At 44.4% G+C, this 9528-nt stretch carries 10 protein-coding genes; all 10 read left to right on the forward strand.

Annotated elements, in window-relative coordinates; translation table 11 throughout:
• On the forward strand, window positions 1–930 hold a 930-nt coding region (locus QZ158_RS06545; RefSeq protein ID WP_293886884.1), incomplete at its 5' end, for a dihydroorotate dehydrogenase.
• Window positions 931–1305: 375 nt separating this feature from the next.
• On the forward strand, window positions 1306–1998 hold the full coding sequence (gene pyrF / locus QZ158_RS06550) for an orotidine-5'-phosphate decarboxylase (protein WP_006596444.1): 693 nt from the start codon (window positions 1306–1308) through the stop codon (window positions 1996–1998).
• A gap of 229 nt (window positions 1999–2227) precedes the next feature.
• Window positions 2228–2857 carry an orotate phosphoribosyltransferase gene (gene pyrE / locus QZ158_RS06555; protein WP_293886886.1) on the forward strand — a complete coding sequence of 210 codons (630 nt, stop codon included), beginning with the start codon at window positions 2228–2230 and terminating at the stop codon, window positions 2855–2857.
• A gap of 61 nt (window positions 2858–2918) precedes the next feature.
• On the forward strand, window positions 2919–3788 hold the full coding sequence (locus QZ158_RS06560) for a GNAT family N-acetyltransferase (protein ID WP_293886888.1): 870 nt from the start codon (window positions 2919–2921) through the stop codon (window positions 3786–3788).
• 39 nt (window positions 3789–3827) lie between these two features.
• The gene (locus QZ158_RS06565) at window positions 3828–5339 is read left to right on the forward strand and encodes a glycosyltransferase family 39 protein (protein ID WP_293886889.1); all 1512 of its coding nucleotides are present in this window, start codon (window positions 3828–3830) and stop codon (window positions 5337–5339) included.
• A gap of 25 nt (window positions 5340–5364) precedes the next feature.
• Window positions 5365–6021, forward strand: coding sequence for a uracil-DNA glycosylase (locus QZ158_RS06570; RefSeq protein ID WP_293886891.1), 657 nt, complete (start codon window positions 5365–5367; stop codon window positions 6019–6021).
• 20 nt (window positions 6022–6041) lie between these two features.
• The gene (locus QZ158_RS06575) at window positions 6042–6506 is read left to right on the forward strand and encodes an 8-oxo-dGTP diphosphatase (protein ID WP_293886893.1); all 465 of its coding nucleotides are present in this window, start codon (window positions 6042–6044) and stop codon (window positions 6504–6506) included.
• 11 nt (window positions 6507–6517) lie between these two features.
• Complete coding sequence (locus QZ158_RS06580; protein ID WP_293886895.1) at window positions 6518–7786, forward strand: dihydroorotase; 1269 nt, start codon at window positions 6518–6520, stop codon at window positions 7784–7786.
• A gap of 53 nt (window positions 7787–7839) precedes the next feature.
• Window positions 7840–8679, forward strand: coding sequence for an SGNH/GDSL hydrolase family protein (locus tag QZ158_RS06585; protein WP_293886897.1), 840 nt, complete (start codon window positions 7840–7842; stop codon window positions 8677–8679).
• The gene (locus QZ158_RS06590) at window positions 8651–9307 is read left to right on the forward strand and encodes a YpmS family protein (RefSeq protein WP_293886899.1); all 657 of its coding nucleotides are present in this window, start codon (window positions 8651–8653) and stop codon (window positions 9305–9307) included. Before QZ158_RS06585 ends, QZ158_RS06590 begins: the two co-directional genes overlap by 29 nt.
• Window positions 9308–9528: the final 221 nt, after the last annotated feature.

The raw sequence follows: 9528 nt of genomic DNA on the forward strand, positions 1-9528 counted from the left end.
AATCGATTAGCTGTATCCTTACCAGGATTAGACTTGAAAAATCCCATTATTCCGGCTTCCGGCTGTTTTGGCTTTGGTCAGGAATATGCCAAATACTATGACTTAGATCTGCTTGGATCCATTATGATCAAGGCGACAACCGCTGAGGCTCGCTTCGGAAATCCCACGCCACGTGTTGCTGAGACGCCTGCAGGAATGCTCAATGCCATTGGTCTCCAAAATCCAGGGGTAGACGTGGTCCTAGCAGAGAAACTTCCTTGGTTGGCCCAGCATTATCCAGATCTACCGATTATCGCCAATGTAGCTGGCTTCTCCAATGAAGAGTATGCAACGGTATCTGGCAAGATCTCGCAAGCGCCAAATGTTAAGGCCATCGAGCTCAATATCTCTTGTCCCAACGTAGACCATGGCAACAATGGCCTTTTAATTGGGCAGGTTCCTGAGTTGGCTTATGATGCAGTAAAAGCTGCGGTAGAAGCTTCCTCCGTTCCTGTCTACGTTAAGTTGACCCCTAGTGTGGCCGATATTACTCAAGTCGCCAAAGCTGTAGAAGATGCTGGAGCGAGTGGCTTGACCATGATCAACACGTTGGTCGGGATGCGCTTTGATCTCAAGACAGGCAAGCCAATCATTGCCAATGGCACAGGCGGTATGTCAGGACCAGCTATCTTCCCAGTAGCCTTGAAACTCATCCGCCAAGTGGCCCAATCCACCAAACTGCCGATTATTGGAATGGGCGGTGTAGATTCAGCAGAAGCAGCCCTGGAGATGTTTGTTGCTGGTGCCTCTGCAATCGGAGTAGGAACTGCTAACTTTACAGATCCATATGCTTGTCCGACCATTATCCAAGACTTACCAAAGGTCATGGATCAGTATGGAATAACTAGCTTAGAAGATTTACGTCGGCATGTCCGAGAAAATCTATTATAAGGATTATCAAGAAAATAAAAAATGCCTGCTGGCTACAACCCCAACAGGCTACTGAGTAAGTTACAACTAAAACAACCCTTACTCAGCATAGAAAATATCTTACAGGAAAATCGATAATATGTCAAGTTTTTTGTTATGATCAAGGACTCATACTAGTCTAATCCAAAAAGACAGACTGAATCCGAACGTTTTACGATTATTTCTTGACTTTTCTTTCATATCGTACTAAAATGTAGAAAAACCTTTAAAGTGGTCCAGAGAGGCTCCTAAGGTCTAGACGGTGAATCAGGGTAGATACTACCTAATTTTCGTGTAACCTTGCCTCGGGCAAGGTTTTTTTGTGGAAAAAATGTCAGTCATAAAAAGGAGAAACCCATGCGTGAAGAACGTCCCATCATCGCCCTTGACTTTCCAGCTTTTGAAGATGTCAAAAACTTTTTAGAACATTTCCCAGAAGATGAAAAACTGTTTGTAAAAATCGGAATGGAATTTTTCTATGCAGTCGGCCCAGAAATTGTTCACTATCTGAAAGGTCGTGGCCACAGCATTTTCTTGGACCTAAAATTGCACGACATCCCAAATACGGTTAAGTCAGCCATGTCTGTCCTAGGCACATTTGGAGTGGATATGGTGACAGTTCATGCAGCCGGTGGTGTAGAGATGATGCGCGAAGCCAAAAAAGCACTTGGACCAGGAGCTAAGTTGGTGGCGGTGACTCAGTTGACTTCAACCAGTGAAGAAGACATGCGTGATTGCCAAAACATCCAAACCACTGTCCAAGAATCAGTTGTTAATTATGCTCGTAAGGCGCAAGAAGCTGGCTTGGACGGCGTTGTCTGCTCAGCCCATGAAGTAGATTTGATCAAGAAAGCTACATCAGAAGAGTTTGTCTGCGTCACCCCAGGGATTCGTCCTGCAGGAGCAGAAATTGGCGACCAAAAACGGGTCATGACCCCACAAGAAGCCCATGCCATCGGTTCAGACTACATCGTGGTTGGACGTCCGATTATCCAAGCAGAAAACCCATGGGATGCTTATCATGAAATTAAGAGACAGTGGAATGCGTAAGAGCTACTAAAAGTGAAACTTTTGTAGCTCTACAGGAAGTCTCATGGGACCTTCCCTAACGACTTCACTAGATCTCAGAAGAGAAAATTATCGATTCTCTTCTGAGATCGTCGGAATAAACAGAGCCCGATAGGGCCTTCCCTAAACTATTCACTAACCTGTACAGTTATTTAAAAATAAATCATTGATTTAATTCGTATTCGATTAAAATCGTAAAGAAGGAGTTATCATGTCATTAGCTAAAGATATTGCCAGCCATCTTCTAAAAATTGAAGCCGTTTATTTGAAACCAGAAGAGCCTTTTACTTGGGCTTCTGGGATCAAGTCCCCAATTTATACGGATAACCGCGTGACCCTTGCTTATCCTGAAACTCGTACCTTGATTGAAAATGGATTTGTAGATAAAATCAAGGAAGCTTTCCCTGAAGTAGAAGTGATTGCAGGTACAGCAACTGCAGGGATTCCTCATGGTGCCATTATTGCGGACAAGATGAATTTGCCATTTGCCTACATCCGTAGCAAACCAAAGGACCATGGGGCTGGAAACCAAATCGAAGGCCGAGTACCACAAGGTCAAAAGATGGTGGTGGTTGAAGATTTGATTTCTACTGGTGGGTCTGTTTTGGATGCTGTCGTAGCTGCGAAGCGTGAAGGAGCAGACGTCCTTGGTGTGGTGGCTATATTTACCTACCAACTAGAGAAGGCAGATAAGAAATTTTCGGAAGCTGGCGTTCAACTTGAAACCCTGTCTAACTACACAGAATTGATTCATTTGGCTGAAGAACAAGGTTATATCACTTCTGAAGGTTTGGAACTGTTACGCCGTTTCAAGGAAAACCAAGAAACCTGGCAAGACTAAAGTATAATGGAGGAGGGCCAACACTTGGCTCTCCTTTTGTTTTGTAAAGGAAGGAAAAATAATGAAGCTTGAAAGACGCACTCGTCTGAGTCTAGAAGAAAAGAAGCAGTGTGAGCAGCTTGTGAGAGCCTGTCACCAAAATGACCATACCTATCGCTTGCCCTATTTGGACAATCTCTATAATGATGATTCTACGATGCCAGCATTTATCCTTGCATTGGTGGAGGGACAGCTGGTAGGATTTTTGTCCATCTATGCGGATGAACCGAAAGAAGCTGAGGTTCAGCTCTTTGTGACACCTTCTTTTCGTAGACAAGGGATTGCTCGTTCCTTATGGGAAGACTTTATGGACTTGGCCAAGGACTTTCAGCTAGAAAAACGCATGTATGTATCAGAACTTCGCTTTTTGGACCAGCACCCAGAGTTACTTAGCCATTTTCATTTAGTGGAGGCAGAGGAGGAAGAGCACGAACTGTGGTTGGATGCACCTTGTCAAGTCACTGACCATGAGAAGAGAGTAGGGCTGATGGTGTTGGAAGCTGAGGAGTCCATTCTCCCAGAGATTGCTCGCTTTCAATCTAAGGCTTTTGAGACAGATCTTGACTATGCCCTCAAGTATGCGACTGAGTCCTTAGAGGGGCAGGATACCCGTCTCTTCGTACTGCGGAATCAAGAGCAAGTCCTTGCATCTATCACAGTTGATCTATCTCAGGGTACGACCTATTTCTTCGGATTAGCCGTTGACCCGGATCATCTTCGCAAAGGGTACGCACGCTATCTCTTACGAAGTGTGATGAATCAGATGGCTGCAGAAGTGGAGCAGCAATTTCAGATTGTCGTTGAAAAAGAGAATCAAGCAGCCCTGTGTCTTTATCTAAGCCTTGGCTTCACCATCCAAACAGAAGTCCTCTATTTGATGGAGAGCCGATAGAATCCAGCGAAATCCCTATTTTTTTGCTATAATGGAGCTATGTTAGTAAAAAGTAAAAATGCCTTATTTGGATTGCTCCATCTGGTCATGTTGCTCCTGATGGTGCACTGGTTTGTCATTAGTGTCGTCTACCTCAAAGATATTTCAGGATGGGGGCTTGTAGCTGGTGGAGTGGCCTTTCTCTTAGCTTATACTGGTCGCTCCTATCTCAAAAGAGCCTTTGCCTGGTTGATGAAACACAAGACCGGATTGATGGTTGGAGCGATTCTAGTTCAGATTGTTTTTATGCTGTCTGCGGAACTCTTTATCCGTCGGGATGCCGCGGTGGTCTATACGGGAGCTTTTGGCCTTCTAAAAGAGTCCTCTATATCAAGTTACCTGAGCCGGAATCCCAATAACCTTCCCTTGTTCTTGTACGAACGCTTTTTCTACCAACTCTTTGGTGGAGCGGGCCTTTGGGTCATGCAAGTTCTCAATATGGTCTTCGTGAATGCAGGAGCTATCCTCTTATATCGTTTAGGGCTGAAACATTATGACCAAAAAGTAGCAGACTGGGTATATACCCTCTATGTGGTCTTAATCTGTTATTCCCCTTATTTTTACTCCATGTACACGGATATTCCGCCTCTTCCTCTCATCGCCTTGCAATTAGGGCTAGCCTTGGATCTCTTAAAAGGGAGCGAGAGTGGTGCACAATGGAAGACATCCTTGTGGCTTGGCCTCTTATCAGGGCTTACTATGCTGATTCGTCCGACGACTATTATTGTCGTGATAGCCTTTTGGATGGTCCTCTTCTTTAAAGGGCAGTGGAAGGTCTTTGGAAAAGTCTTTGCTTTAACCCTTTTATCAACTGGTCTGGTCTTTGGAGCTCTGAATACAGCTGTCAAACACCAAACAGATGTCCCTATTTTAAAAGGGGAAGGGCTGGCTAAAGGACCGCTCTTGTTTATTAACTTGGGCTTGACGGATATTGGGCACAACCAAGCAGATATGAAAGAAGGGCTCTTGAAATATGTCGACGAAGATAAGCGAGACGAGTACAATAATGGGATGTTCAAGAACGAATATATCATTAAAGAAATCAAACGGCGCTTGAAGGAATATGGTCCGATTGGACTCCTGGGACATCTTTATACCAAGCAATCCTTAACGGTTGCAGAAGGGACACTTGGTTGGCTTTATCGGGATGTTGAATACGAAAAGACTCCGGTCATTAACCCTCTTTACGAGCCTTATACCAAGGATTTACCAGTTGCCAAATGGATTCGTACCTACTTCTTAAGTACAGATCGTCCTCAGTATCGCTATTATGAGTTCGTTAAACAGTTGGTTTGGATTGTGATGGCAGCTGGCCTGGTCCTTGTCTATCTCAAGAAGAAGAACGATGACGAATTCCACTTCCTATCGCTTGCTGTTTTTGGTGGTCTTCTCTTTTTGACCATCTTTGAAGGTGGCAAGACTCGTTATCTGATCCAATTTCTACCACAAATTCTCTTGTTAGCCTCTATTGGTTTGGCTGCTGGTCCAAGGAAATCTCAAGAGAACGGTTAATTATTTTATGCTGTAAGGAGAAGCGATGGAACATTCAAGATGGCACCAATTGCTTAAGGAGCAGCTTCCAGAGGGCTACTTTAAGCAAATCAATCAATTTTTAGATCAGGTCTATGCATCAGGGACTATCTACCCACCTCGTGAAAAGGTTTTTCAGGCCTTAAAGACAACGAATCTGGAAGAAGTTAAGGTCGTGATTCTGGGTCAGGATCCCTATCACGGTCCTGGTCAAGCACAGGGGCTCAGCTTTTCTGTACCGGATGACATCCCAGCACCTCCATCCTTGCAAAACATTTTAAAGGAGTTGGCGGAAGATATTGGGGTTAAGCCTTCCCATGACTTGACGCCTTGGGCAGAGCAAGGGGTTCTCTTACTCAATGCCTGTCTGACAGTGCCTGCTGGCCAAGCCAATGGGCACGCTGGCCTGATTTGGGAAGAGTTTACAGATGCAGTTATTCGCCTAGTCAGTCAAGAGGAGGAGCATGTTGTCTTTATTCTGTGGGGTGCCTATGCTCGGAAGAAGAAGTCTTTGATTGATGCAAGCAAACACTTGATTATTGAAAGTGCCCATCCCAGTCCCTTATCGGCCTATCGCGGTTTTTTTGGCTCCCGTCCTTTTTCAAGGGCTAACGCTTATTTAACGGAGATGGGTCGCGAGCCGATTGATTGGTTGCGAAGTTAGGAAAATAGAAAGAAGAAATAATGCCACAGTTAGCTACAATTTGCTATATCGATAATGGAGAAGCATTTTTGATGCTTCATCGCAATAAAAAGCCCAATGATGTCCATGAAGGCAAGTGGATCGGGGTTGGTGGAAAATTAGAACGTGGGGAAACTCCTCAAGAATGTGCTACTAGAGAAATCCTTGAAGAAACGGGTCTAGTTGCTAAGCCAGTTCTAAAAGGAATTATCACCTTCCCTGAATTTACACCTGACCTGGACTGGTACACCTATGTCTTCAAGGTGACCGAATTTGAAGGGGAACTCATCGAGTGTAACGAAGGGACACTGGAGTGGGTGCCTTATGATCAAGTCTTAAGTAAGCCAACTTGGGAGGGGGACCACACCTTTGTCGAGTGGCTCTTGGAGGATAAACCCTTCTTTTCAGCTATGTTCCGCTATGATGGGGATCGCTTGCTAGAGACCCATGTTGATTTCTATGAATAAAGGAGTAGAAGATGTTAGTCATTAAAAATGGTCGGGTAATGGATCCAAAAACTGGTTTGGATCAAGTATGTGATCTCTTGGTAGATCAGGGGAAAATTGTAGAAATGGGTCCATCTCTTTCTTATGAGGGAGCCCAAGTTATCGATGCGAGTGGCAAGGTGGTAGCGCCAGGTTTGGTGGATATTCATGTTCACTTCCGGGAACCAGGTCAGACCCACAAGGAAGATATTCACACAGGAGCACTGGCAGCTGCAGCAGGTGGTTTTACCACAGTCGTCATGATGGCCAATACCACTCCAACAATCTCAGATGTCGAGACCTTAAAAGAAGTCTTGGATTCTGCTGCTAAGGAAGCCATTCATGTTAAAACCGTAGCGACGGTTACCAAGAACTTTGATGGCCAACATCTCACCGACTTTGAAGGCTTGCTACAGGCTGGAGCTGTCGGTTTCTCAGATGATGGGATCCCGTTGCAAAGTACCAAGGTAGTCCGTCAGGCCTTGGAAGAAGCCAAACGTCTGGGGACCTTCATTAGTCTCCACGAAGAAGATCCAGAGTTGAACGGCATTCTAGGACTCAATGAGCACATTGCCCGGAAGCATTTCAAGGTTTGCGGAGCGACTGGTGTGGCAGAATACTCGATGGCAGCGCGTGATGCTATGATTGCTCACGCGACAGGTGGCCACCTCCACATCCAACACCTCTCGAAAGCTGAGAGTGTCAAGGTAGTCGAGTTTGCCCAAGCAATCGGTGCTCCTGTTACAGCAGAAGTAGCTCCTCAGCATTTCTCTAAGACTGAAGACCTCTTGCTGTCTAAGGGAAGCAATGCCAAGATGAATCCGCCTCTTCGTCGAGAAGAGGATCGTCGTGCAGTCATTGAAGGATTGAAGTCAGGAGTGATTACTGTAATCGCAACGGACCACGCGCCTCATCATGCGGATGAAAAGAACGTAGCCGATATCACCAAGGCTCCTTCCGGCATGACAGGATTAGAAACCTCTCTATCGCTTGGTTTGACCTATTTGGTCCAGGCAGGAGAGCTCAGCTTGATGGAACTCTTAGAAAAAATGACCTATAATCCTGCTAAATTATATAATTTTGAAGCGGGCTATTTGGAAGTCGGTGGACCAGCAGATATTGTGATTTTTGATCTGGATGCTGATCGTTTAGTGTCTGATCATTTTGCTTCCAAGGCAGCCAATTCCCCGTTTGTCGGTGAATCCCTCAAGGGACAAGTAGCCTATACCATCTGCCAAGGCAAGATTGTCTACCAAGCCTAAACCTGACTTAAAAATAAGAAAGTCAAATTGAAAGCTGGACGAATGAGGAGTATATGAATAGTAGAAAAATACTAGAGATGATCTTGTATTGTTTGGTCACTTTTCTGGTCTGCTTTTTTCTGGTCAATTGGCTCCTTCCTTCGGCAGAACCAGTAATGACCAAACCATCAGCAAGTACCAAAAAGAAGGTAGTCACCTATGTAGCGATTGGGGATTCCTTGACCAAAGGCGTAGGAGATAGCACCAATCAAGGAGGTTATGTCCCTCTGCTCGCTCAGAGTTTGACTAATGAAACAGGTCTTGAATTCAAAGCGATCAACTATGGTGTCTCTGGCAACACGAGCGGTCAAATTTTGTCACGTATGCAGGATAAAAAGGAGATTCGAAAGGACCTGAAGAAGGCTCAGTTACTGACCATTACTGTCGGGGGCAATGACCTGCGAAAGGCCATTCTTGAGGATACCAGTAATTTAGATCTGGACCGCTTCGAAAAAGCATCGAAGACGTATGAGAAAAATCTCAAACAGATTATCGAATTTGCCCGCAAGGACAACCCTGATCTGCCTATTTACGTGGTGGGGATCTATAATCCCTTGTATCTCAATTTCCCCGATCTAACGGAATTGCAGACCCTTGTCGATCAGTGGAACCAAAGAACGGAGGAGACCCTCTCTGCCTATCAAGGCGTCTACTTTGTTCCAATCAATGACCTCCTCTATAAGGGCATTGATGGCAAGAGTGGGGTGACAGAATCCGAATTAGGAAAAGAAACTGTGACCAATGATGCCTTGTATGATGAGGATAGTTTCCATCCCAATAATACTGGCTATGAGATCATGAAAGAAGCTGTACTGGAGAAAATACATGCAACTGAGAAAAAATGGTTCGAGTGAAAAGAAGGTTAAGCGAGCAACCACAGGACCTCATTATAAAGAAAGACGAGAGAAAACGCCGATCAACATCTGGAAATGGCTCTTTCTAGGCTTGGTCAGTTTCTTGCTGGCAACAAGTCTAGTCGTATGGACTCGTTTCTCAACGGTTCGAGAGGATGTCCGGCAACTACAGACTCCTAGTCAAGGAGGAGATGTCAAGATCGGCAGTATGACCACAACTAGGGCTCAACTAAATGAAACCATCAAGGTCATGCTTAAAAGTTATCATTTGAGTGATTATCAGCTGTATGCAGACAATCAACAGATGTTACTAGAGGGGAAGATGGACTTTTTAGGGAAGGAGTACCCGCTCTATATCTATTTCCAGCCAAGTAAGCTAGAGGATGGAAGTATTCTCTTGACCCTCAAGGATTTTTCAGTTGGGACCTTGAAACTTCCTAAGAAGACCGTGATGCAGGTGCTGTCTACAAACAAGGATCTACCTGACTTTGTAAAAATTGATAGCAAAGAAGCGACGATCAAGATCGAGCTTGCTAAGATTAAAAATGATATGGATTTCTATGTCAAGGCCAATACCATTGATCTATACAATGATCAAATTATCTTTGATCTCTACAGGAAAAAATAAGAAGATCAGGCGAAAGTAAGAAAGCGACTTTCGCCTTTATTTTGTTTCTATTCAAAAAATTCAGAATATTGTAGAAAATTCTTGACATTGATTTTCCCCTATGCTAAAATACTAAACAAGACATCAATCAAAGGAGAAAGTCAAACATGAAAACAGCTAAGTTTATTCAATTTGCTTTGTTGTTGAGGTACTCGGGCTAGTGCAAAAGCATTAGTCCTGTT

Origin of the sequence: Streptococcus sp. A12 (assembly GCF_905372335.1) — a bacterium.
Classification (GTDB): domain Bacteria; phylum Bacillota; class Bacilli; order Lactobacillales; family Streptococcaceae; genus Streptococcus.

What these genes read in the sequence shown, in the direction of transcription:
- pyrF (WP_006596444.1), top strand. Translation starts at nt 1,306, where the DNA reads ATGCGTGAAGAACGTCCCATCATCGCCCTTGACTTTCCAGCTTTTGAA.
- pyrE (WP_293886886.1), top strand. Translation starts at nt 2,228, where the DNA reads ATGTCATTAGCTAAAGATATTGCCAGCCATCTTCTAAAAATTGAAGCC.
- QZ158_RS06560 (WP_293886888.1), top strand. Translation starts at nt 2,919, where the DNA reads ATGAAGCTTGAAAGACGCACTCGTCTGAGTCTAGAAGAAAAGAAGCAG.
- QZ158_RS06565 (WP_293886889.1), top strand. Translation starts at nt 3,828, where the DNA reads ATGTTAGTAAAAAGTAAAAATGCCTTATTTGGATTGCTCCATCTGGTC.
- QZ158_RS06570 (WP_293886891.1), top strand. Translation starts at nt 5,365, where the DNA reads ATGGAACATTCAAGATGGCACCAATTGCTTAAGGAGCAGCTTCCAGAG.
- QZ158_RS06575 (WP_293886893.1), top strand. Translation starts at nt 6,042, where the DNA reads ATGCCACAGTTAGCTACAATTTGCTATATCGATAATGGAGAAGCATTT.
- QZ158_RS06580 (WP_293886895.1), top strand. Translation starts at nt 6,518, where the DNA reads ATGTTAGTCATTAAAAATGGTCGGGTAATGGATCCAAAAACTGGTTTG.
- QZ158_RS06585 (WP_293886897.1), top strand. Translation starts at nt 7,840, where the DNA reads ATGAATAGTAGAAAAATACTAGAGATGATCTTGTATTGTTTGGTCACT.
- QZ158_RS06590 (WP_293886899.1), top strand. Translation starts at nt 8,651, where the DNA reads ATGCAACTGAGAAAAAATGGTTCGAGTGAAAAGAAGGTTAAGCGAGCA.